Source organism: Nocardia sp. NPDC051900, from assembly GCF_044452545.1.
Classification (GTDB): Bacteria; Actinomycetota; Actinomycetes; order Mycobacteriales; family Mycobacteriaceae; genus Nocardia; species Nocardia sichangensis.
This window is the reverse complement of record NZ_JBITBU010000017.1, coordinates 53,885-76,358: the sequence shown is the minus strand read 5'-3', so window position 1 is coordinate 76,358 and position 22,474 is coordinate 53,885. Positions and strand designations below refer to the sequence as shown.

Below are 22,474 nucleotides of genomic sequence, written 5' to 3'. Positions count from 1 at the left end.
CGGCCAGGGTGAAGAAGTAAAACAGATAGTTCTTCTAGTTCCTATAATGATCTGTTATGGAGCTGCGTCAGCTACGGTACTTCGTCACGGTCGCCCAGGAAGCGAGCTTCACCCGCGCGGCGGCTCGGCTGCATCTGGCCCAACCCGGCCTGAGCGCCCAGATCCGGCAGCTGGAGCGCGAACTCGGCCAACCGCTGCTCGACCGTGGCGGGCGTACGGTGACCCTGACCCAAGTGGGCGCCGCCGTTCTGCGGCACGCGCAGGCGGCGCTGGCCGCCGCCGAACGGATCACCCATACGGTGGACGAGTTCAGCGGGTTGCTGCGGGGTCAGGTCCGGGTCGGCCTGATCTCGGGAGCGGCGGTCGAGGAGTTCGACGTCGCCGCCGTGCTCGCCGAATTCCACGGGGACCACCCCGAGGTCGGCATCAGCCTCACCGAGGACACCTCCGAGCGGATGCTCGCCGCCCTCGGCCGGGGTGAGCTCGACATCGCTTTGATCGGGATGACCGGCGCGGACCTCGAACCGGGCATCGGCATCGAAGTGGTGCTGGAGACCGCGGTCGTCGCCGCCGTCGCGGTGGCGGACCTCGACTACGGTGCGGAGATCCCGCTGACCGCGCTGCGGGATCGTCCGCTGATCTGCCTCACCCCCGGCACCGGAATCCGCGGCGTCTTCGAGCGGGCATGCGCCGCGGCGGGATTCGAGCCCGCGATCGCCTACGAGGCGGCGGCGCCCGCGCTGCTGCTGCGCTTGGCCGCGCGCGGTCTCGGTGTCGCGGTCGTGCCCGCGCTCAGCACCGAGGAGGCCGCGGCCTTCGGGGTGCGGACCGTCCGGATCGTCGAACCGGAACCGCGCGGGCGCCTCGCACTGGCCTGGCGCACCGACCGTCCCGCGAGTCCGGCAGCCAAAGTGCTGCTCGGACAGCTGCGCATCGCGTTGCGCGCCGGGATGTAACCCTCTCAGAGCAGTCGCGAGAGGAACGCCTTGGTGCGGTCGTGCTGCGGATCCGCCAGCAATTGTCTGGGCGGCCCCGACTCGACGACCACGCCGCCGTCCATGAACGCCAGCTGGTCGGCGACCTCGCGGGCGAATCCCATCTCATGGGTCACCACGACCATCGTCATGCCCGAGCGGGCCAGTTCCCGCATGACGGTGAGGACCTCACCGACCAGCTCCGGATCCAGCGCCGAGGTCGGCTCGTCGAACAGCATGAGCTTGGGGTCCATGGCCAGGGCACGGGCGATCGCGACGCGCTGCTGCTGCCCGCCGGACAGCTGCGCCGGGTAGGCGTTCGCCTTGTCCGCCAGCCCGACCCGGTCCAGCAGCTCACGCGCCCTGGTCACCGCCTCCGCTTTACGCACCTTCTTGACCTGGGTGGGCGCCTCGATGATGTTGTCCAGCGCCGTCCGGTGCGGGAACAGATTGAAATGCTGGAACACCATGCCGATCTCGCGGCGCTGCTTTGCCGCATCACGCGGGTGCATCTCGTAGAGCTTGTCGTTCTTCTCCCGGTAGCCCACGATCTCGCCGTCGACGTACAGCCTCCCCGCGTTCACCTGCTCCAGGTGATTGATGCAACGCAGGAAGGTGGACTTACCCGAGCCGGACGGCCCGATCAGGCACAGCACTTCGCCGCGGCCCACCTCGAGGGAGACGCCCTTGAGCACCTGCAGTGCGCCGAAGTTCTTGCAGACCCGGTCCGCCAGGACCATCGGAGGGGCCGTGGTCTTCTCGACCTGCACGCTCATTTGGCCTTCTCCCCCTGCTGGGCGTCGGCCAGCTCCTGCAGCTGCTTGGTGGTCAGCGTGCGGGAGACGCCGCGCGAGTAGTAGCGCTCCAAGTAGTACTGCCCGACCATGAGCACACTCGTGATCGCCAGATACCAGGTGGCGGCGACCAATAGCAGCGGAATGGGCTGGAAGTTCACGCCGTAGATGTCCCGCGCCCGGCCGAACAGATCGGTGCTCAGCGGGATGCCGGTGACCAGCGAGGTGGTCTTCAGCATGCCGATGAGCTCGTTGCCGGTCGGCGGGATGATCACGCGCATGGCCTGCGGCAGCACCGTGCGGCGCATGGTCTGGCTCCAGGACATGCCGAGCGCGAACGACGCTTCCCGCTGCCCTTCACCGACGGAATTGATCCCGGCCCGCACGATCTCGGCCATGTACGCCGCTTCGTTGAGCCCGAGGCCGAGGACGGCGAAGGCGAACGCGGCCTGCAGTTGCTGCACGTCGAGGTGGAAGAACTCCGGCCCGAACGGAACGCCGAGCTGGATCCGGCTGTACAGCGAGGGGACCAGCCCCCAGAACACCAGCTGCACGAACACCGGGGTGCCACGGAAGATCCAGAGGTACACCCATGCCGAGCTGCGCAATACCGGGTTCGGCGACAGCCGCATCACGGCCAGCACCGTTCCGAGCACGACCGCGATCGCCATCGCGCACACGGTGAGTTCCAGCGTGACGATCGCGCCTGCCGTGATCCTGGTGTCGAACAGGTACTTCCCATAGGTATCCCAGCGATAGGCCGGGTTCGTGGCGGCGCCGTAGACGAACAACCCCACCAGGACGAGGATGACCGCCGCCGCTATCCAGCGCCCCGGCCTGCGCAGCGGAACCGCTTTGATCGGCTCCGGCTCCCGCGTCGAATCCGCTCCGCCGGGCCCGGGATCGCCGGGCGCCGGCCGAGTGTCGTTGTCCGTCATCGATCAGCTCACGGCGCCGTTGACGACGGACTTCGTGATCGCGCCTTCCTGCACGCCCCAGTTCTTCGTGATCTCGGCGTATTTGCCCGTGTCGATCAGGTGCTGGACCGCCTTCTGCAGCACGGCGGCCAGCGGCGCGCCCTTAGGCACCGCCCAGCCGTAGGGCGCGGAGTCGAACACCGGCCCCGCGTTCTCGATCTTGCCGCCGCTCTGCTTGATCGCGTACGCCGTCACCGGCGAATCGGCCGACATGGCGTCGACCTGACCGAGCACCAGCGCGTTGGTCGCGGCGCTCTGCTCGTCGAACGACTTGATATCGATGGCGGGTTTGCCCGCGGCGACGCACTTGGCGCTCTTGGCGGGCACCTCGTCGGTGTGCTCCACGGTGGTGGCCTGCACGGCGACCTTCTTGCCGCAGGCGTTCTCCGGATCGACCGGCTTGCCCTTCTGCTGGGCCCACTGGATGCCCGCGTTGAAGTAGGTGGTGAAGTCGACCTGCTGCTCACGTTCCTTGGAGTCGGTGATCGACGACATGCCCACGTCGTAGGTGCCCGCCTGGATCGAGGGGATGATCTTCTCGAAGGCCGACTCGAGGTACTCGGCCTTGACGCCTAGCACGGAGGCGATCGCGTCCATCAGGTCCACGTCGAAGCCGACGATCCGGCCACTGGCGTCCTTGTACTCGTTCGGCTGGTAGGGGATGTTCACGCCGACGACGAGCCGGCCGGATTGCTTGATCTTGTCGGGGAGTTGTGCGGCGATCTCGTCGACCTTGTCCACCTGCACCTTGGCCACCGAGGGTCCGGTGTCCTCGGTGTTGGTGGTACATCCGGTCAGCACCAGTGCGCCCGCAACGAGCGCGCCCGTGGCGGCTCGCAGGGCGCGCCTGCCGAGAAACGAACGATCAGACACAGCAGCCCTCCACATTTTGGCTCCACGCTACCCGGGCGTCATCACCCGTTTGGCAATTTAAGCGACCGGGCCGCTCCGCGCTGGACAGTAATGCAACAGCAACACGATCTGCTCGCGCGCCCCGTGCCGGGGCGCCGGCGGGGAGACCCTACTCCGCCGGGTGCCGCTCCGCGGATCGAATGAACGACGTCGGCTCGGGCTCTGCGTCGGCCCGGTTCCGCCGCCGTCCGCCGCGGCTCTTCCCACGCGTGCTGTCCGGAGCGTGGCGGTGGACACGGCGCTCACATCCGTGCACGCGGCCCATCGGACACCGGCTCCGTCCGCGCGACGACGCCGTTGCGGCACCGGCGCCGAATTCCCCGGCAATCTTGACGACGCCTCCGCCAGCGCCGATGATTATTTGCCGGTCTTTTCGGGCCGGACGAGTTTCTCCGGATCGACGGATGAACCGAACGACTGTCCGGACACTCGAAAATCGATGTGCCCTCGAATATTCGAGCGACACGGCGGCGGTGAAACGTTCCCTCTTTCGGACGCTTCGCACGACGCCCGCCCCGAGCACCGATGCGGGCCGGCCTACCGAACAAAGAGATATACGGCAGGCAGAGCCCGGCAAGCGCACAGAGAAAGGTTTGTTTTCCGGCCACCGGGCCGTCCGACGGTCCGATCCAGGACATGGTGAGCCGCGGATTTCGAATACGCCGCGGGCTCGTCAGAGGAGGTTCACATCATGGATTCGTTCTGGGACTACGTGTGGTACACGATCCTCGTATTCGCTTTCGTGGCATACCTGATCGTGCTGTTCCAGATTCTGGTCGATCTGTTCCGGGATCACTCCGTCTCGGGCATCGCCAAAGCCGTGTGGGTGATCGCCTTGGTGGTGTTCCCTTACCTCGCGGCATTGGTCTACCTCGTCGTCCGGGGCCGGGGCATGGCCCTGCGCGCCCAACATGCCCAGGCAGAAGCGAAACAAGCCACCGACCAGTACATCCGGGAGGTGGCGGGCAGGTCTCCTGCGGAGAGCATCGCCGACGCCAAAGCCCTCCTCGACTCCGGCGCGATCACCGTGGCCGAATTCGAGCAACTCAAGGCCCAGGCACTGGCAGGACAGCAGCCCGGTGCGGCGCCGCAAGCGGGCGCGGCGCCGACGCCGCAACCGAGCGGGGCGCCCACCCGGCCTGCGGGTCGGTGACCAGCGCCGGTCTCGCGCTCAGGAAGCGAGGATGCGGGCCTTCTCGGCCTCGAATTCGGGTTCCGTGAGTACGCCCTGAGCTTTGAGTTCGGCGAGTTCCTTCAACGCGGTGATCCGGTCCATGCCCGCACCGCCGCCGCTCGGCGGTGCGGGCGCGGGCTGCGGCGCGGCGGGTTGCGGCGCATACTGCTGCTGCGTGTACTGCTGTTGCGCGTACGGGTCGTACTGCGACTGTTCCTGCGCCGCCCAGCGTTCCCCCTGACGTCGGGAGACCCGATTGGAGACGGCGGTCGCGGTGCCCGCGACGACGGCGGTGCGGGCGACTCCGCGAAGCAAACCTGGCATGACTGTCTCCTATCGACTCTGTGCCTCGAGGGCATCCAACGACGACAAAAGGCTTTGCACCGGGATGCGCCCGGAGGCCACGAGCTGAGCGCCGTTGCGGCGCAACGCGGACGCGAAAGGCGCGGCCCACCTGTTCTCGTAGACCAGGATCGCGGCCGAACATCCCGGTTCGAGCGCCGCCCCGGCTTCCCTGCGGTCGGCTTCGTCGAGCAGGCCCGAGCCCGCCTCCGCGAACAGGGTGATGTCGAAGTCCCCTTCGAGTCCCATGTCGGCGATGTCGATTCCGGTGAGCGAACCGTCGGTGTCCTTGCGGACGAACGCCAGATCGAGGACCCGGACTATGCCGCGCTCGACGAGGTCGGCCAGCATGGGCAGCGCCGAACCGTCCGGGGGTCGATCCGGGGGAAATTCGATAACGAGATAGTCAATAGGGCCTATCGCGTCGATATCGGTACCGGTCACCGGAAGCCTCTTTTCCATTGCGAAATGACGAAATTCGTTCGAATCGGGCCGCCGTGCCGATCGGCCTCCCACAGGTCTCCCGGAATACGCACCGGCATCCCGGATCCGAGAAATGACAACTTCGAACTCGGCTGCCATCCCGATGCTAATCTCAGTCATAGCGTACGCCGCCGACCGCTACCCGGTCGCGAAACCTTCAGCCCGGCCCGGACCCTCAGGTTCGAAGCCCGTCCCGACATGGCGTGCATGCGCACATCCCATGCCGATACGAAATCGTCGCGAAAGGGAACCGCAAATGTCGCAACACACGCCTGTGGGCCAGGAAAACCACCGCGTCCGGCAAGGCATCGCCGCGGGCACATCGATCGCGGCCGCGATCATACTGACCACCGTCGGGTTCCTTCAGCTGTTCCAAGGAATCTCGGCGGTGGCCGAGGACGAGTTGTTCGTCCAGGGTCAGCAGTACACCTTCAAATTCGACTTCACCGCCTGGGGATGGACGCACATCGTGCTCGGCGTGGTGATGATCGTCGTCGGCATCGCGTTGATGACCGGCGCGACCTGGGCGCGGGTGTCGGCGATCGTCATCGCGGCGCTGTCGATCATCGCCAACTTCCTGTGGCTGCCGTACTACCCGGGTTGGTCCATCCTGATCATCGCGCTGGACGTGGTGGTGATCTGGGCCGTCACGACGTGGAACCCGGAGACCACGTTCCAGGGGCCGGGTTCCGCCGCTGGCCCCGGAGCGCCGCCCTCCGGCTCGGCGACGGCCTGAGCAGCGCCGCTGCCGGTCGCGTCCCGCAGCCCGAATCCGTTCCTGGAGTGAGGAACCCATGGATTCCAACGCGAGTGACAATGCACCCGAAAGTCGGCTGAGCGCGGACGAACGCGCCGAGCTCGTGCGCCTGCGCGCCGAGGTCGCCGCGCTGCGGACGGAGGCGCGCGGCGCGCCGCCGCGGGTGTCGCGGCCACCGCGGCATGCGTGGCGGTGGACCGCGGTGGTGATATTGACGGTGCTGGTCGCCGTCCTGGCGATCACCACGGTACTGGCGCGCTTCGTGCGCGGCGAGATCCTCGACACCGACCGGTACCTGAGCACGGTGGCTCCGCTGGGGTCGGATCCGGCGCTGCAGACGGAGGTGGCCGACACGGTCACCGACGAGATCTTCGCTCGCGTCGACATCGAGGGCCTGACCGCGGACGCCCTGGCCGCGCTGACCGACGCCGTTCCGGCGACCGCGAACCGGCCTCGGGTGGACCGGGCGGTCGAGGGTCTGGCGCCGGTGATCACGCAGCAGGCCCGCGGCTTCGTCAACGACACCGTGCTGTCGTTCGTGCGCAGCGACCAGTTCGAGGATCTGTGGGTGCAAGCCAACCGCGCCGCCCACACCGCGTTGGTGGGGGTGCTGACCGGCCACGTCGGCCCGCAGTCGGTGACCGTCGACGAGAACGGCACGGTGAGCCTCTCGCTGCGCACCGTGATCGAGAACGTCAAGGCGCGGCTGATCGATCGCGGATTCACGTTCGCCGAGAAGATCCCCGCGGTCGACAAACAGTTCGTGTTGTTCCGGTCGCCGGAACTGGTACGGGCGCAACGGGCGGTCGACAATCTCGACAAAGCTTCGGCAGTGCTGCCGTGGGTGACGATCGCGGCCGCTGTGGCCGCGATCGCCGCGGCACCCGTCGGCCGTCGCCGCCGCGCCCTGGCCTTCGTGGGTCTCGCGCTGGCGGTGGGCATGCTGATCCTGGCGATCGCGCTGATGGTCGCCCGGGCGCTGTATCTGGACGAGATTCCGCCCGACGTGCTGTCACCGGACGCGGCCACCGTCATCACCGACACGGTGATGGTGCCGTTGCGGACCGCGCTGCGCGGGGTCGCCGTGCTCGGCCTGGTCATCGCGCTGGGCGCTTACCTCACCGGCGGCTCGGCCTCGGCCATCGCGGTGCGCCGTGGATTCGGGCGCGGCATGGACGCGGTACAGGGCCTGCGGCGATCGCGTCCGCCGAACCCCGTGGAGACCTGGGCTTTCCGGGCGCGCACCGCGCTGCGCTGCGCGATCATCGGCATCGCCGCGCTGCTGCTGGTGTTCTGGCGCTACCCCACCGGTCTCGTGGTGGTGTGGATCGTCCTGGGCGCGCTGCTGGCGCTGCTCCTGCTGGAACTGTTGATTCGTCCCGCTCGTGCCTGGCAGGCCGAGCCCGAGCCGGAGGACAAGACTCCGGCCGGGGCCGGTGCGTGATGCCGGAAGCCGAGGCGGGCTCGGCGCGGCCCCCGATCGCTCGGCAATGGTGGGCCAGGGCGGCATTCGCCGCCGCGATCGCCGCGGCCGTGCTGCCGCTCGCGGTGGCGGGGCTGCTCGGTCTGCTCACTCTGCTGATCGCCGGGACGGGCGGTGTCGCGCTGAGCGTCGCCGGGACCTACTGGTTTTTGATCAACCGTGGCGTGCTGCGGGTCGTTTCGGCGGCCCTGGCGATCTCGTCGCCGATCGTGGTGGTGCTTCTGTTCGTGCGGGAGCGGCAACTGTGGGTGGTGCTGGTCTCCGGCGCGCTGGTCGCGGCGGCCGTGGCGTTCGCACGGCGGGCATTGCGGAACGACGGTGGGCAGTCGCGCCTACCCGAGTTCCCCGCCGCCCCGGCACGACACCCGTTCCTGGTGATGAATCCCCGCTCCGGTGGCGGCAAGGTGCTCGAGTTCGATCTGCCACGCAGGGCCAGGGAACTCGGGGCCGAAGTGGCGCTGCTGGCCGGGCCGCATCCGATCGATGTCGCCGCGCTAGCCCGGCGAGCGGTGCGGCGCGGTGCCGACCTCCTCGGCGTGGCCGGTGGCGACGGGACCCAGGCCTCGGTAGCGGCGGTCGCCGCGGAACACCGGCTACCGTTCGTGGTGATCGGCGCCGGTACGCGAAACCATTTCGCGCGGGATCTCGGACTGGATACGACGAACCCGGCCGCGGGCTTGGCTGCGCTGCGCGACGGTGTCGAGATCCTGGTCGACCTCGGCACCGTCAACGGGCGCACGTTCGTCAACAACGCGTCCTTCGGCGTCTACGCGGAGGTGGTGCGGAGTCCGCAGTATCGCGACGACAAGACCGGGACCGTGTTGCGCCTGCTACCCGACCTGCTCGGACGTGGCTCCGACACCGGGTTGCGAGCGCGCATCGGCAACGTGTCCGTGGACGGGCCCCAGGCGGTCCTGGTCAGCAACGGCCCTTACGCCACCGGCGATCTCGCGGGCCTCGGCCGCCGCGCCCGCTTGGACGCGGGCCTGCTCGGCGTGGTGACGGTCACGGTGGCGAGCACGCGCCAAGCGGTGGGCCTGCTGCGGCGGGCGCACGATCGCGGTCTGGTGCGGCTCACCGCCACCGAGGTGGTCGTCGACGCGGACCGGGCCGAGATCCCGGTCGGTGTGGACGGCGAATCCCTCCGCCTCGAAACGCCGGTGCGCTGCGCGATCCTGCCCGGCGCGCTGCGGGTGCGGGTGCCGCGGACCCGGCCGGGCACGCGGGTGTCGCCACCGACGCTGAACTGGGCGCGGTTGCGAGAACTGGCCGGGCCGCGCAAATTTCGCTGACCGCTACCTGCGATGCACCCTGGCGCAAACCTGCTCGGTGAATTCGCTGGTGGATGCCAGTCCGCCGAGGTCGGCGGTGGCGATGCCCGCCCCGAAGGTCGCGGCGACGGCGCGTTCGATCCGCTCGCCCGCCCGCGCCAGGGCCATCTCGGCGTCCCGGGTCGCCAGCCAGCGCAAGAGCATCGCCGCCGACAGTTGCAGCGCCACCGGGTTCGCCCGGTTGTGCCCGGCCAGCGACGGGGCCGCGCCGTGCACCGCCTGCGCCATGGCCGTGGTGGCCGAACAGTTGAGCGACGCGGCCAGTCCGAGCGATCCGCTCAACTCACCGGCCAGGTCGGACAGGATGTCGCCGAACAGGTTCTCGGTGACCAGGACGTCGTAGTCGGAGGCGGCGCGGACCAGGTGCGCGGCCGCCGCGTCGACGTGTTCCTCGTCGACCTCGATTCCCGGGTAGTCCTGGCCGACAGCACGGCAGACGTCGCGGAACAGGCCCATGGTCAGGGGCAGGACGTTGGCCTTGTGCACGATCGTCACCCGTTTGCGCCGGGTCGCGGCCAGCCGGAACGCCTGATGCGCGATCCGCTCGCAGGCGGCCCGGGTCACCAGTCCGACCGACATCGCGATGTCCGGCGTCGGCCGGAATTCCCCCGACCCGGCGAACATGTTGCGGTCGGCATAGAACCCCTCGCTGTTCTCCCGCACGATCACCAGGTCGATATCCGGGGCCGCCGCGTGCACACCCTCGAAGGCCCGCGCGGGACGGATGTTGGCGTAGAGGTCGAAATGCTTGCGGATCACCCCGCCCGGCGCGACGCGATGTTCGGCCGGATAGGACGCGTTGTCGTGCGGGCCGAGAATCCACGCGTCCACAGCGGCCAGCTGCTCGAGCGTCTGCTCGGGCAGCGGAGTGCCGAACTCGGCGATGGCCTGGTGTCCCATGGCCAGCGGCACCCACTCGACCGGGGCGGCGCCGGCCGCGGACAGCGCCTCGTCGACGACCTGCCTGGCGGATCGCACCACCTCGGGGCCGATGCCGTCGCCGTCGATCAGGCCGAGTCGCAGTGCCCGGTGCGCCCGGGGTCGCTTCACGTCGTTCACCGGGACATCCTCCCGCCGGCGCGCCCGGCCGCCGGAACCGGCCCGCGGACACGCCGGTTGCGGCTACCTTCGGGAGACCATGGTGCAGTCGGTCGAACTACTCCTCGACGAGGCCGCCGACACGGAGATCCGCCGCCAGTGGCAACTGCTGGCGGAAGCAGGCGTGCCGAGCCTCGCCGCGCGCGCCGACGAGTCCAACCGCCCGCACATCACCGCCGGGGTGGCCAGGCAGATCTGGCCGCGCATCGAGCAGGCGCTGGACGAGCAGGCGTTCGCGCCGATCCCCGTGCGGCTCGGCGGGCTGGTGGTCTTCGGCGCCCGCCGCCCCATCCTGGTGCGGATGGTGGTCCCGTCCGAGGCGCTGCTCGCCCTGCACCGACGGATCTTCCACACGATCTCCCCGTGCCCCGGCGTTCCGGCCAACCTGCATCCGGACGCGTGGACCCCGCACATCACCCTCGCCAGGCGGGTGCCCCCGCAACAACTCGGCGAGGCCATTCACGCCGTCGCGCGGGACCGGGATTTCCCCGCGACGGTGCTGGGTATCCGTCGATGGGACGGGGATCAGCGGCGCGAGTGGCCGGTCGGCCGGATCCGTCGTGGAAGATAACCGAGGCAGCCCGCGTTGTAGCAGGCACACCGAAACGAGAGGACGTCATGGCCACCCAGACGCTGACCCAGCACAATTTCGATGAGGTAGTCACCGGAAACGACGTGGTACTCGTCGATTTCTGGGCCGATTGGTGCGGCCCGTGCAAGAGTTTCGCACCGACTTTCGAGGCCTCCTCCACCAAGCACCCCGACGTGGTGCACGGAAAGGTCGACACCGAATCCGAGCAGGGCCTCGCGGCGGCTGCCAACATCCGCTCCATCCCGACCATCATGGCTTTCCGGGAGGGCGTGCTGGTGTTCGCGCAGCCCGGCGCGCTGCCGCCCGCGGCGCTCGAGGACCTGGTGACCCAGGTCAAGGCGCTGGACATGGACGAGGTGCGCAAGCAGCTCGCCGAGCAGCAGAAGGCCGAACAGTAGTTCGCGTGGCGCGGTGCGACACTGCGCCACAACGGAATTCACTCGGGCCCGGGGACGGACACGCGAAAGCGGCAGTCCGTGTCCGGGCCCTGTCGCACGTCAGGGCCCGGGTGCGGGCCTCGGGGCGGCAGGCCACCGCCCCGAGGCCGAATAACCCGATGTCAGGACACGCCGAGCAGGTTGACGCCCGCGATCATGGCGCGGACCGTCGACTCGGCGCCGTCGTCGGCGATCGCCGCGCCCCAGCCGCGCCTGCCGTTGCATTCGCACTGCACGAAGGTGGCGGTGCCCTCGGCGGTGCGCCGCTGGTGGAATTGCAGGATCTCGACGGGGTAGCCCTCCTCGTAGAGGGCCGAGGTCATCGCCGCGACGGGGCTGCCGGTGGCGACGACGGTCCGCAGATGCCCGGCGAACTCCAGCGTGGCGGTGAACTCCGCGGTCCTGGCGCCCGCGGGCGACCACTCGCCGAGCCGGATCGGACCGCCGTGCGCGCAGTAACGGCTGTGGAACTCCGCCGAGGTCAGCCCGGTGGCTTCCGCCCGTAGGCCCTTGGGCGCGGCGGCCTGGAACATGTCTGTATCAAGAGTCAGGATGGTCATTGAAAGTAGGTCTTCCCGAAGAATGTCGTGGCTCAGTTGACAGAGGGGACCAGCACTAACAAGTGGAAATGCCCGCAGCGAGGGGGCCGGCCCGAATCAGACCCCGCTACGGCGGGCTACTACGAGAACTCGGGGAAGCGGCGCCACCATCGCGGTGAGCGGAAGTAGCTCGGCGCGATCCTCGGACACGGAGGCGGTAGCCTGCGTTGCCACGGAGGGCCCGATGAGCGACGCCGAAAGCAAAGCGCTGTCGCGGTCTGCGACATGGAGCGCTGCGCTGCGGCGGTCGGCGGGTTTCGGCACGGCATCGAGGATAGGGACATCGCGGCGCAATAGCAACCACATTCGATGCCCGAATTGTCTACTGGCGAGTATCAAACGTGCAGTTCAGCGCGGTGCGGCCAGGGCAAGGGTAGCGTCGGTGACATGGGTCTCCTCGTGGCGATGACCATTCCCGGTCTGGCCGTCCTGCTCATCCTGTTCGCCTTCGCCGAAGTCGCCTGGAACAAACTCACCGGCGGCCGCGCGCTGCCCTGGACTCGCAAGCGGTCGGGGCTTCCGGTCGCGGCGGCGGGGTTCGAAGAGGTCACGGCGGTTTTCCAAGGCGGCAAGCACCACGAGTTCGAGCAGCGGATGACGACGCTGATGCATCGGGAGGACGCATCCGACGGCGCGCCACCCCGCGACGAGGTGGATCTCGGCGCCGGATCGGCGCGCCTGATCGTGCGACAGCCCTCGTGAAATACGCCACAACGCAGTGAGATCCGGGTGACTTCACCCGGATCCCACTGGCGCAGTGTGAAATTCGTCCCTATCGGGGCAGAACCTCGTTCAGCTTTCCGGTGGCGACGTCGAAGACGAAGCCGCGGATGGAGTCCTTGTGCGGCACGAACGGGCTGGCGACGATGCGCGCGATCGATTGGCGCACATCGGTTTCCAGGTCCGAGAAAGCCTCCGGCGACCACTCGGGCTTGATGCCGGTCTCCTCCTGGATGCTCGCCTTGAAGTCGTGGTCGGTGAAGGTGAGCATGCCGCAGTCGGTGTGGTGGATCAGGATGATCTCCCTGGTCCCCAGCAGCCGCTGGCTGATGGCCAGCGAGCGGATCTCGTCGGCTGTGACGACGCCGCCCGCGTTGCGGATGACGTGCGCCTCGCCCTCGGCGAGGCCGAGCGCGCCGTAGACATTGAGCCGCGCGTCCATACACGCGACCACGGCCACGCCCTTCGCGGGCGGCAGCGGCAGCGGGCCTCGGAAGGTGCTCGCGTACGCCGCGTTGTTCTCCAGGTACTCATCGGTGACAGTCATGGGCCATCCCCTGCGCTCGGTATGCGTGAATCCCTATGTGTGACCAGCCCCACGGTAGGTGGCCGCGCGGCACGGGACATGGGTCCTGTTCACCGTGATTCGTTTACTTGCGCGCGGTGGCCCGATGATAGCTCTCGGGATGCCAGATGCCGGGCCCGTGCGGTGGGGCCCGGCATGTCGGTGCGGTGCGCCCGCGCCGGTCAGTGCGCGGCGGAATCCCAGCTGCGGCCGACGCCGACGGAGACCTCCAGCGGCACCGAGAGGGCGATCGCGGCGGACATCTGCTCACGCGCCAGCGCCTCGAGCGTCTCCCGTTCCCCCTCGGCGACCTCGAACAGCAGTTCGTCGTGGATCTGCAACAGCATCCTGGAGCGCAAACCCGCCTCGCGCATCGCCCGGTGCACGTTGATCATCGCCACCTTGATGATGTCGGCCGCGGTGCCCTGGATGGGGGCGTTGAGCGCCATCCGTTCGGCGGCCTCCCGGCGCTGCCGGTTGCTGGAATCCAGATCGGGCAGGTACCGGCGGCGGCCGAACAGCGTCTCGGTGTAGCCGACCTTGCGTGCCTGCTCCACCACCTCGTACAGATAGTCGCGGATGCGGCCGAAGCGGGCGAAGTAGACCTCCATCTGCTCCTTCGCCTCGGTGGTGCTGATCTTCAGCTGCGCGGACAGACCGTAGGAGCTCAACCCGTAGGCCAGGCCGTAGGACATCGCCTTGATCCGGCGGCGCAGTTCCGGGCTCACCTCGGAGATCGGGATGTCGAAGGCCTTCGACGCCACGAAGCTGTGCAGGTCCTCCCCCGAGTTGAACGCCTCGATCAGGCCCTCGTCCCCGGACAGGTGCGCCATGATCCGCATCTCGATCTGGCTGTAGTCGGCGGTCATCAGCGACTGGTACCCGGAGCCGACCACGAAGGTATCGCGGATCTGCCTGCCGGTATCGGTGCGGATCGGGATGTTCTGCAAGTTCGGTTCGGTGGAGGACAGCCGCCCGGTGGCCGCGATCGTCTGGTTGAACGTGGTGTGGATGCGACCGTCCTCGGCGACGCACTTGAGCAGGCCGTCGACGGTGACCTTCAAGCGCGTGGCGTCGCGGTGCGTGAGCAGATGCTCCAGGAAGGGGTGCTGGGTCTTCTCGTAGAGCGATTCCAGCGCGTCCGCGTCGGTGGTGTAGCCGGTCTTGGTGCGCTTGGTCTTCGGCATGTCCAGCTCGTCGAACAACACCACCTGCAACTGCTTGGGCGAGCCCAGGTTGATCTGCTTGCCGATCACCTCGTAGGCCGCCTCGGCCGCCTCGGCCACCCGGTCGGCGAACTGCCGCTGCAGCGTCGCCAACTGGTCGGTGTCCACCGCGATGCCCGCTTCCTCCAAGGTGGACAGCACACCCAGCAGCGGCAGCTCCATGTCCGCCAGCAGCGGGGTGGACTCGATCTGGGCCAGTTCCCCGTCGAGCGCGTCGGCCAGGTCGGCGACGGCACGCGCGCGCAGCATCTGCGCCCGCGCGAGCTCGGCGTCGACGGCGTCCTCGGCGTCGAGCAACGACAGCTGCGCGGTCTCGCCGGTCTCGGCGCGCAACTCGCGGTGCAGGTAACGCAGTGACAGGTCGTCGAGGTTGAACGTGCGCTGGCCCGGGCGGACCAGATACGCCGCCAGCGCGGTGTCGCTGGTCAGCCCGCCCAGTGCCCAGCCGCGGCCGCGCAGGGCGTGCAGGGCGGCCTTGGCCTCGTGCAGCGCCTTCGGCACGGCCGGGTCGGCCAGCCAGGCGCCCAGCGCCGCCTCGTCCTCGGGGGTGAGCACCGTGACGTCGATGTAGCCGCTCTCGCCGTCACCCGCGGCGATGGCGAGCGCACGAACGTCGCCGCCGGCCGGGGAGCCGGTGCCGAGGATCGAGACACCGTGGCGCACACCGGCTTTCGCGTGCTCGGCGAGCCAGTCCGCGACCGCGCCGATCTCCAGCGCGCCGCCGCTGATCTCGAAACCGGCCTCCGCCTCCGGCTCCGGCGGAGCCAAGGTCTCGAACAGCCGGTCGCGCAGCACGCGGAACTCGAGATCGTCGAACAGCTGATGGATCTTCTCGCGATCCCACGGCCCCTGCGCCAGCTGATCCGGGGTGTACGGCAGCGGCACCTCCCGCATCAGCTCGGTGAGCTGCCGGTTGAGCACCACGCTGCTCAGATTGGCCCGCAGCGCGTCGCCGACCTTGCCTTTCACCTGGTCGACCTTCTCGACCAGGGTGTTCAGGTCTCCGTACTCGCGGATCCACTTGGCCGCGGTCTTCTCCCCCACGCCGGGAATGCCGGGGAGGTTGTCACTCGGATCGCCGCGCAGCGCCGCGTAGTCGGGGTACTGGTTGGGCGTGAGGCCGTATTTGGCCAGCACTTCGTCAGGGGTGAACCGGGTGAGATCGGACACGCCCTTGCGCGGGTACAGCACCGTGACGTTCTCGTTCACCAACTGGATGGAGTCCCGGTCGCCGGTGACGATGAGCACGCGGAAGCCCGCGGCCGTCGCCTGCGTGGTGAGCGTGGCGATGATGTCGTCGGCCTCGAAGCCCTCGATCGCCATCACCGGAATGCCCAGCGCGCCCAATACGTCCTTGGTGAGTTCCACCTGCCCGCGGAACTCGTCCGGCGTGGTGGTGCGGTTGGCTTTGTACTCCGGATAGGCCTCGGCGCGGAAGGTCTGGCGCGACACGTCGAACGCCGCGGCCACGTGCGTCGGCTTCTCGTCGCGCAGGAGGTTGATCAGCATCGCGGTGAAGCCGTAGACCGCGTTGGTGGTCTGCCCGGTGACCGTCTTGAAATTCTCCGCCGGTAGCGCGAAGAACGCGCGATAGGCGATCGAATGCCCGTCCAGCAACAGCAGCGTCGGCCGGTCTCCCGAGCCGGGATCGCCGGAGCCGGACGCGGGGGCAGGACGCGGAGCGGTCGTGGGTGAACTCACGCCCCAGAGTCTAGGGACCGGCACCGACAAGGCGATACGCCGACACCCGGCAGCCGGAGCCGCCGGGACCGTATTCCGGTCCGCGGGGCGCGAGTACCGGTCGCGCCCCGCGCCGTCAGAGTGTGCCCGCCAGTTCCCGCAGCACCGGCAGACTCACCGATCCGGAGCCGAGCACCACGTCGTGGAAGGCCTTGATGTCGAAGTCCGCGCCGAGCCGCTCGGTGGCCGCCACCCGCTGGCGCAGGATTTCCAGCTGCCCGATCTTGTAGCCGACCGCCTGCCCCGGCATCGCGATGTAGCGGTCCACCTCCACGGTGATCTCGGCCAGCCCGACCGGCGCGTTGGCCACCATGAAGTCGATCGCCTGCTGCCTGCTCCAGCCTTTCGCGTGCAGGCCGGTGTCGACCACCAACCGGCAGGAGCGCCAGGAATCGCCCGCCAGCATGCCCAGGCGGCCGAGATCGTCCTCGTACAAACCCATCTCGTCGGCAAGCCGCTCGGTGTAGAGCGCCCAGCCCTCGACGAAGGCGGTGTTGGCGAAGGACTGGCGCTGGAAACGCGGCAGGTGGTCGAGTTCGTTGGCGATGGTGAGTTGCAGATGATGACCGGGGATCGCCTCGTGGTAGGCCACCGACGCGGTCTCGAAGCGCCCACGGCCGGTGGGATGGTGCTGGTTGACGAAGTACGTGCCCGGCCTGGACCCGTCGGCGGCCGGCGGGAAGTAATACGCCGCAGGCGAATCCGCGGCCAGGAACTCCGGCACCGGGACGATGTCGCAGGACTCCTTCGGCAGGCGCCCGAACCAGTTCCCCATTTCGGCGGTCGCCACGGCCAGGGCGCGGCGGGCGTCGAACATGATCTGCTCGGCGTCGTCGTAGCGCAGCGCGGGATCGTCGCGCAGCCGACCGAAGATCGCACCGAGATCGCCGGTGCCGAACAGGCGCGCGCCCACCGTCGCGTATTCCTCGCGCAGCTTCGCCAGCTCGGCGAGGCCGAGTTCGTGGATCTCGTCGGCGCCGAGATCGGGCAGCGTGGTGTGGTGGCGCAGCAGCCGCCGGTAGATGTCCTCGCCGTCGGCACCGAGCCAGCACAGGCCCGGCTGGTCGTCGGGACGCGCGGCGGGCAGCAGTTCGTCGTACAGCGCGTCGCGGTAGACCTGGAACGCAGGCCGGATGACATCCCGCGTCACCTCGGTCAATTCCGAGCGCCATGCGGCCTCGCCGTCCCAGCCCTCCGGACCGGCGAAGGTGACGAACGGATCGGCGGCCACGTCGGAATCCAGGTAGCCGTCCAGCTGATTGAGCGAGCGCTCGATGGCGATCCGGGCGGGCGTGCGGCCCGCGGCCAGTCCCGCGCGGAACCGCTCCACGGCCTGGCCGAGCATGTCCCCGAACTGGCGGTAGCGGCGTACCAGCGCCAGCGCGTGCTCCGGCCGCGGCGCGTTCGTCTGCGGCGCCACCATCAGCACGCCCGCGTGCACGCCGTTCATCTGGTCGGAGGCCAGTTCCAGCGGCCGCCACTCCAGATGCTCGACCGCACCGTTCAATTCGGTGCGCAGCAAGCTGCGGGTGATGCGGTCGCCCTGGCTCAACCCCTCGGCGTCGAGCGCGTCGACCGCGCGCAGCAGATCTCGCCAGGTCGACAGCAACCGCTGTTCGGCGTCGACGGACAGATCCTCGATCCGATCGTCGAAGCGGCGGTCGCCGAGCAGGGTCGCCTCGCTCGGCGCCGCCTCGAGGACGCTGTCCCAGTACCGCTCGGCCAAGCTCATCAGCTCGTCGTGACCATCCATGGTCACGATCATGCCTCGAGCCAGGCCGCGCGGCACCGGAGTCTGCGGCGAGCCAGGCGAAGCCGCCCTAGCGAAGGCGGAGGTACGCATAATCGGCGCAGTCGGACGTAGTCCGTCCTCAGCCCGCGCATGGCCGCAGCGAAGGCGGAGGTACGCCTAATCGGCGCAGTCGGACGCAGTCCGTCCTCAGCCCGCGCATGGCCGCAGCGAAGGCGGAGGTACGCCTAGCCCACGCCGAGATACGCCGATTTCACCGCGGGATCGGTGAGCAATTCCGCGCCGCGGCCGGTCTTGGTGACCTCACCGGTCTCCATGATGTAGGCGCGGTCGCTGCGGGCCAGCGCCTGCTGCGCGTTCTGCTCCACCAGCAGCACCGTGGTGCCCTGCTGGTTGATCTCGCCGATGATCCGGAAGATCTGCTGGATCACCATGGGCGCCAATCCCATCGACGGTTCGTCGAGCAGCAGCAGCCGCGGCCGCGCCATCAGCGCGCGGGCGATGGCCAGCATCTGCTGCTCACCGCCGGAGAGCGTGCCGCCGACCTGCTTGCGCCGCTCCAGCAACCGGGGAAAGAGCTCGAACACCCACTCCAAGGTCCGGTCGTACTCGGCCTTCTGCTTGAAACCTCTTCCGTAGCAACCCATGTCGAGGTTCTCCTGCACCGTCATGCCGGGGAAGACGCCCCGGCCCTCCGGCGCTTGGATCAACCCGTGCAGCACCCGCTCGTGCGCCTTCATCTGGGTGATGTCGCGACCCTCGAACAGGATCCGGCCACGCGTCAACGGCAGCAGTCCCGACATCGCGCGCATCGTGGTCGTCTTGCCCGCGCCGTTGGCGCCGAGCAGGGTGACCAGCTCGCCCTCCGCGACGGTCAGCGAGATCCCGTGCAGCGCTTGGATCCTGCCGTAGTTGACGACCATGCCCTCGACTTCGAGCAGCGGTGTGCCCGCTGCGGTCTCGCGTGCCGTCTCCGCCACCGGCTCGGTGGCCGCGGCCTTGGCGAGCGGCACCGCCTCCGGCTCGGGCCCGGACGGCGCGACATCCCCGGACGCGCCGTCTTCGCCTGTGGCGGAGCCGGTTTCGACCGCTTCGGCGTCCGGCACGCCGAGATACGCGGCGATCACGGCGGGGTCGTCCTTGATGTCCCCGGGGAGCCCGTCGGCGATCTTGCGGCCGAACTCCAGCACCACGATCCGGTCGGTCACGCCCATCACCAGCCGCATGTCGTGCTCGATGAGCAGCACGGTGAACCCGTCGTCGCGGATCTTGCGGATCAGGTCCATGAGCGCGGACTTCTCGCTCGGATTGAACCCGGCCGCCGGCTCGTCCAGGCACAGCAGCTTCGGCTCGGTGGCCAGCGCGCGGGCGATCTCCAGGCGACGCTGGTCGCCGTAGGACAGGTTGCGCGCCTTCTCCACCGCGCGCGGAGCGATTCCGACGAACTCCAGCAGCGCCATCCCGCGCTCGATGGCGTCACGTTCCTCGCGCCGATGCCGCGGCGTCCGGAACACCGCGCCCGGCACCGAGGTCTTGTGCCGCGCGTCGGTGCCGACCACGACGTTCTCCAGCGCGGTCATCTCACCGAACAGGCGCACGTTCTGGAACGTGCGGGCGATGCCGAGGCGAGTGATCGCATTGCGCTTGGTCTTGGTCAGCGGTTTGCCGTCGAAGTACACCAGTCCGGAGGCGGGTTGGTAGACGCCGGTGATCGCGTTGAAGCACGTGGTCTTGCCCGCCCCGTTGGGTCCGATGAGACCGAGGATCTCGCCGCGGCGGATCTCGAAGCTCACCTGGTCCAGCGCGGTGAGCCCGCCGAACTGCACCGTGAGGCCCTCGGTCCGCAGCAGCGGCGCACCCACCGCGGTCTCGATCTCGCGGCGCGGGGCCACCACTTCCGCGACGGTCTCCGCGTCGGCGAGTTCCGGGATCACCTGGGTGACGTCGACCGTGCCCGCGGACTCGGCCTGTGGCTCGGCCGCGTAGCCCGCGGCCATGTCCTCGTTGTCGAACAGCGCGTCGCCCGCACCCGGCCCGGTCATCGGCCCGCTCCGATCGGCTCGACGGGGGCCGGTCTGCGCACGGCCTGGTACACCTGCCTGCCGTAGGTGAGCAGCTTCTGCCGCACCGGGAACAGACCCTGCGGACGCAGAATCATCATCACCACCAACGCGATGCCGAAGTACAGATATTTGAGGTCGCCCAGCGACTGCGCGCCGCCCTTGCGGAACAGCAGCACACTGCCGAGCAGCAGCAATGCCAGCACGCCGGTCACCACCATCGCGGTGATCACGCCGCGCCGCGGCCATACGCTCAGCCGGCCCGACCACAGCCGCCACGCGACGATCAGCGCGACGAACACCGCGACATCGATCGCCAGCAGGACGTACCCGGTCGACTCGTTGCTCACCAGGTTCACCGACTGCAACCTTGCGGGCAGATAGGCGATCACGAACGCGCCGAAGATCACCCCGAGCTTGTTGCCCTGCCCGCCGATGACCACCGCGCACAGGAACAGCATCGAGTTGATGATGTTGAACCCGGTGGGATTGATGAACTGCACCTGTCCGGCGTAGATCGCGCCGGACATGCCGCCCACCGCGGCGCCGATCATGAACGCCCACAGCTTGAACTTGAACGTCGGCACGCCCATGATCTCGGCCGCGTCCTCGTCCTCGCGGATGGCGACCCAAGCGCGGCCGACGCGGCTGCGCTCCAGGTTCCCGACCACCAGCAGCACGATCACCACCAGCACCATGCCGAGCCAGTACCAATAGGTGCCGTAGCCGGCGCGGTCGAGCAGGTCGGCGCTGTCCGGGTTGCCGCTGTTGCCGCCGGAGAACACGCCTTCCGGCCTGCTCGCGGACTCGCCGACGTGCGGATACGCGACACCCGACAGGCCGAGGCTGCCGTTGGTGATCTCGGTGAGGTTCTCCGCGAGCAACCGGACGATCTCACCGAAGCCAAGCGTCACGATCGCCAGGTAGTCGCCGCGCAGGCGCAGCGTCGGCGAACCGAGGATCAGACCGGACACCGCGGTCACCGCGACCGCGATCGGCAGGCACGCCAGCCACGCCCATTTCGGATCGAGCCAGCCGCCGTCGGTCTGGTTCCACGGGCTGTTGGGGCTGGTGAGCAGGCCGACGGTGTAGGCGCCGACCGCGTAGAAGCCGACGTAGCCGAGATCGAGCAGGCCCGCCTGCCCGACCACGACATTGAGGCCGATGGCCAGCAGCGCGTACATCGCGACCTGCGCCATCACCAGGCCGAAATTGTAGGAAGGGGTGTTCAGCAGCGGCGGCGGGAACAGCGGGAGCAAGGCGAGCAGGAGCAGGATCGGGACGCCGACGCCCCACTGCGCGGGCCTGCTCAAGCCGTCCCACCAGGTCCGGATCGCGTCCCCGAGGCCGCGGCGCCCGGGGTCCGGCGTGGACGCCGTCGTAGTCGTGTCGGTCATGCGCGCGCCCTTCCGAGACTCTCGCCGAGGATGCCCGTCGGGCGAACCATCAGCACCAGAACGAGCACCACGAACGCGACCACGTCACGCCACTCGGTGCCGAACAGCATCTGGCCGTACTGCTCCACCACGCCGAGCACCAGACCGCCCAGCAGCGCGCCGCGCAGATTGCCGATGCCGCCGAGCACCGCGGCGCTGAACGCCTTGATACCGAGGATGAATCCACCGGAGTAGATGATCCCGTTCGGGATCTTCAGCGTGTACAGCATCGCCGCCGCGCCCGCGAGCACACCGCCGATGAGGAAGGTCAGCATGATGACCCGCTCCCGCGAAACGCCCATCAACGTCGCGGTGTCGGGATCCTGCGCCACGGCGCGGATACCGCGCCCGAACTTGGTCCGGTTGATCAGGACTTCGGTGACGATCGCCAGCGCCACGGCCGCGATCACGATGAGCAGCATGATGTTGGTGACATCCGCGCCGCCGAAACTGAACTGCACGGTGGGCTCGACGAGCCGGATGGCCTGCTGCGCGTTGGTGCCGCCGAGATCGGGGCGGATCTTCGGCAGCACGAAATGCACCAGTTCCTGCAGGACGAACGACATGCCGATCGCGGTGATCAGGAAGGCCAGCGGTTTGGCGCCGCGCTTGCGCAGCGGACGATAGGCCACCCGTTCCAATCCGACGGCCGCGCCGCCGGATACGAGCATGCCCACCACCATCGCCAAGCCCAGGTACACGACCGTGAGCGCCACGCCCTGGGTGTAGGCGTCGGGGCCTGCCGTGAATCCGAAGATCATCAATCCGATCAACTGGCCGAACAACCCGAGCATGAAAATTTCCGAATGGGCGAAATTGATCAGCCGCAATACGCCGTACACCAAGGTGTAGCCCACGGCGACCAAGGCATAGATGGCGCCATAGGTCACGCCGTCGACGGTCAGCCGCCAGAAATTATCGATCAGCCCCTCGTAGTTGAAGTCGACCGAGCCGGCCGCGAGTTGTACCCCGGCGGCCAATGCCGTTTGTTTCATTTATTTCTGCCCTCATCCATTCGCCCACC

General features: G+C 68.6%; 21 protein-coding genes and 1 pseudogene. 8 read left to right on the top strand and 14 right to left on the bottom strand.

Annotation, left to right across the window (positions count from 1 at the left end; genetic code table 11):
• Positions 1-56 precede the first annotated feature (56 nt).
• Complete coding sequence (locus tag ACIA5H_RS26685) at positions 57-956, top strand: LysR family transcriptional regulator (RefSeq protein WP_397078061.1); 900 nt, start codon at positions 57-59, stop codon at positions 954-956.
• A gap of 5 nt (positions 957-961) precedes the next feature.
• On the opposite strand, the gene ACIA5H_RS26680 is transcribed toward ACIA5H_RS26685, so the two are convergent.
• The 3 genes from ACIA5H_RS26680 to ACIA5H_RS26670 are packed head-to-tail and all read right to left on the bottom strand — an operon-like array spanning position 962 to position 3,633.
• Positions 962-1,714, bottom strand: coding sequence for an amino acid ABC transporter ATP-binding protein (locus ACIA5H_RS26680; RefSeq protein WP_379255701.1), 753 nt, complete (start codon positions 1,712-1,714; stop codon positions 962-964).
• A 32-nt stretch (positions 1,715-1,746) separates the two neighbouring features.
• Positions 1,747-2,706: an amino acid ABC transporter permease gene (locus tag ACIA5H_RS26675; RefSeq protein WP_379255572.1), complete on the bottom strand. Its 960-nt coding sequence runs from the start codon at positions 2,704-2,706 to the stop codon at positions 1,747-1,749.
• 3 nt (positions 2,707-2,709) lie between these two features.
• Positions 2,710-3,633, bottom strand: a complete 924-nt coding sequence (locus ACIA5H_RS26670; RefSeq protein ID WP_397078059.1) for an ABC transporter substrate-binding protein — start codon at positions 3,631-3,633, stop codon at positions 2,710-2,712.
• A gap of 715 nt (positions 3,634-4,348) precedes the next feature.
• Here ACIA5H_RS26670 and ACIA5H_RS26665 point away from each other — a divergent pair.
• The gene (locus tag ACIA5H_RS26665) at positions 4,349-4,810 is read left to right on the top strand and encodes an SHOCT domain-containing protein (protein WP_356967839.1); all 462 of its coding nucleotides are present in this window, start codon (positions 4,349-4,351) and stop codon (positions 4,808-4,810) included.
• Positions 4,811-4,828: 18 nt separating this feature from the next.
• Here the strand turns inward: ACIA5H_RS26665 and ACIA5H_RS26660 are convergent, their stop codons facing one another.
• Both ACIA5H_RS26660 and ACIA5H_RS26655 read right to left on the bottom strand, forming a co-directional pair.
• Positions 4,829-5,155: an SHOCT domain-containing protein gene (locus ACIA5H_RS26660; protein ID WP_379255573.1), complete on the bottom strand. Its 327-nt coding sequence runs from the start codon at positions 5,153-5,155 to the stop codon at positions 4,829-4,831.
• A 9-nt stretch (positions 5,156-5,164) separates the two neighbouring features.
• On the bottom strand, positions 5,165-5,617 hold the full coding sequence (locus ACIA5H_RS26655; protein WP_379255574.1) for a DUF6325 family protein: 453 nt from the start codon (positions 5,615-5,617) through the stop codon (positions 5,165-5,167).
• A 295-nt stretch (positions 5,618-5,912) separates the two neighbouring features.
• On the opposite strand from ACIA5H_RS26655, the gene ACIA5H_RS26650 reads away from it, so the two are divergent.
• The 3 genes from ACIA5H_RS26650 to ACIA5H_RS26640 are packed head-to-tail and all read left to right on the top strand — an operon-like array spanning position 5,913 to position 9,188.
• The gene (locus ACIA5H_RS26650; protein WP_356967835.1) at positions 5,913-6,392 is read left to right on the top strand and encodes a hypothetical protein; all 480 of its coding nucleotides are present in this window, start codon (positions 5,913-5,915) and stop codon (positions 6,390-6,392) included.
• A gap of 58 nt (positions 6,393-6,450) precedes the next feature.
• A complete protein-coding gene (locus ACIA5H_RS26645) occupies positions 6,451-7,857 on the top strand; it encodes a hypothetical protein (protein WP_379255577.1) in 1,407 nt (468 codons plus the stop codon).
• Positions 7,857-9,188, top strand: a complete 1,332-nt coding sequence (locus ACIA5H_RS26640; RefSeq protein ID WP_397078055.1) for a diacylglycerol/lipid kinase family protein — start codon at positions 7,857-7,859, stop codon at positions 9,186-9,188. The genes ACIA5H_RS26645 and ACIA5H_RS26640 overlap by 1 nt, the downstream gene beginning before the upstream one ends.
• A 3-nt stretch (positions 9,189-9,191) precedes the next feature.
• On the opposite strand, the gene ACIA5H_RS26635 is transcribed toward ACIA5H_RS26640, so the two are convergent.
• Positions 9,192-10,286 carry an isocitrate/isopropylmalate dehydrogenase family protein gene (locus tag ACIA5H_RS26635; protein WP_379255581.1) on the bottom strand — a complete coding sequence of 365 codons (1,095 nt, stop codon included), beginning with the start codon at positions 10,284-10,286 and terminating at the stop codon, positions 9,192-9,194.
• 79 nt (positions 10,287-10,365) lie between these two features.
• On the opposite strand from ACIA5H_RS26635, the gene ACIA5H_RS26630 reads away from it, so the two are divergent.
• Together ACIA5H_RS26630 and trxA are read left to right on the top strand one after the other, a co-directional pair.
• On the top strand, positions 10,366-10,896 hold the full coding sequence (locus ACIA5H_RS26630; protein ID WP_397078052.1) for a 2'-5' RNA ligase family protein: 531 nt from the start codon (positions 10,366-10,368) through the stop codon (positions 10,894-10,896).
• A 47-nt stretch (positions 10,897-10,943) separates the two neighbouring features.
• The gene (trxA, locus tag ACIA5H_RS26625; RefSeq protein ID WP_355078241.1) at positions 10,944-11,315 is read left to right on the top strand and encodes a thioredoxin; all 372 of its coding nucleotides are present in this window, start codon (positions 10,944-10,946) and stop codon (positions 11,313-11,315) included.
• Positions 11,316-11,476: 161 nt separating this feature from the next.
• Here trxA and ACIA5H_RS26620 read toward each other — a convergent pair whose 3' ends face one another.
• Positions 11,477-11,914 carry a 2-keto-3-deoxygluconate kinase gene (locus tag ACIA5H_RS26620; RefSeq protein WP_356967829.1) on the bottom strand — a complete coding sequence of 146 codons (438 nt, stop codon included), beginning with the start codon at positions 11,912-11,914 and terminating at the stop codon, positions 11,477-11,479.
• Positions 11,915-12,340: 426 nt separating this feature from the next.
• Between ACIA5H_RS26620 and ACIA5H_RS26615 the strand changes: the two genes are divergently transcribed.
• Positions 12,341-12,655, top strand: a complete 315-nt coding sequence (locus ACIA5H_RS26615; protein ID WP_355078243.1) for a DUF6191 domain-containing protein — start codon at positions 12,341-12,343, stop codon at positions 12,653-12,655.
• Positions 12,656-12,725: 70 nt separating this feature from the next.
• Here the strand turns inward: ACIA5H_RS26615 and ACIA5H_RS26610 are convergent, their stop codons facing one another.
• The 7 genes and pseudogenes from ACIA5H_RS26610 to ACIA5H_RS26580 all read right to left on the bottom strand — a co-directional run bounded on the left by ACIA5H_RS26610 (position 12,726) and on the right by ACIA5H_RS26580 (position 22,445).
• A complete protein-coding gene (locus ACIA5H_RS26610; protein WP_397078049.1) occupies positions 12,726-13,220 on the bottom strand; it encodes a beta-class carbonic anhydrase in 495 nt (164 codons plus the stop codon).
• A 200-nt stretch (positions 13,221-13,420) separates the two neighbouring features.
• The gene (gene polA / locus ACIA5H_RS26605) at positions 13,421-16,165 is read right to left on the bottom strand and encodes a DNA polymerase I (protein ID WP_397078047.1); all 2,745 of its coding nucleotides are present in this window, start codon (positions 16,163-16,165) and stop codon (positions 13,421-13,423) included.
• Positions 16,166-16,280: 115 nt separating this feature from the next.
• A complete protein-coding gene (locus ACIA5H_RS26600; protein WP_356967823.1) occupies positions 16,281-17,957 on the bottom strand; it encodes a DUF885 domain-containing protein in 1,677 nt (558 codons plus the stop codon).
• Positions 17,958-18,181: 224 nt separating this feature from the next.
• Positions 18,182-18,877, bottom strand: coding sequence for an ABC transporter ATP-binding protein (locus ACIA5H_RS26595; protein WP_245562527.1), 696 nt, complete (start codon positions 18,875-18,877; stop codon positions 18,182-18,184).
• A 186-nt stretch (positions 18,878-19,063) separates the two neighbouring features.
• Positions 19,064-19,951, bottom strand: a pseudogene (locus ACIA5H_RS26590) (ABC transporter ATP-binding protein); the annotation flags it as partial.
• 41 nt (positions 19,952-19,992) lie between these two features.
• The gene (locus ACIA5H_RS26585) at positions 19,993-21,411 is read right to left on the bottom strand and encodes a branched-chain amino acid ABC transporter permease (RefSeq protein ID WP_379255587.1); all 1,419 of its coding nucleotides are present in this window, start codon (positions 21,409-21,411) and stop codon (positions 19,993-19,995) included.
• Positions 21,408-22,445 carry a branched-chain amino acid ABC transporter permease gene (locus tag ACIA5H_RS26580; RefSeq protein ID WP_355078248.1) on the bottom strand — a complete coding sequence of 346 codons (1,038 nt, stop codon included), beginning with the start codon at positions 22,443-22,445 and terminating at the stop codon, positions 21,408-21,410. Before ACIA5H_RS26580 ends, ACIA5H_RS26585 begins: the two co-directional genes overlap by 4 nt.
• Positions 22,446-22,474 lie beyond the last annotated feature (29 nt).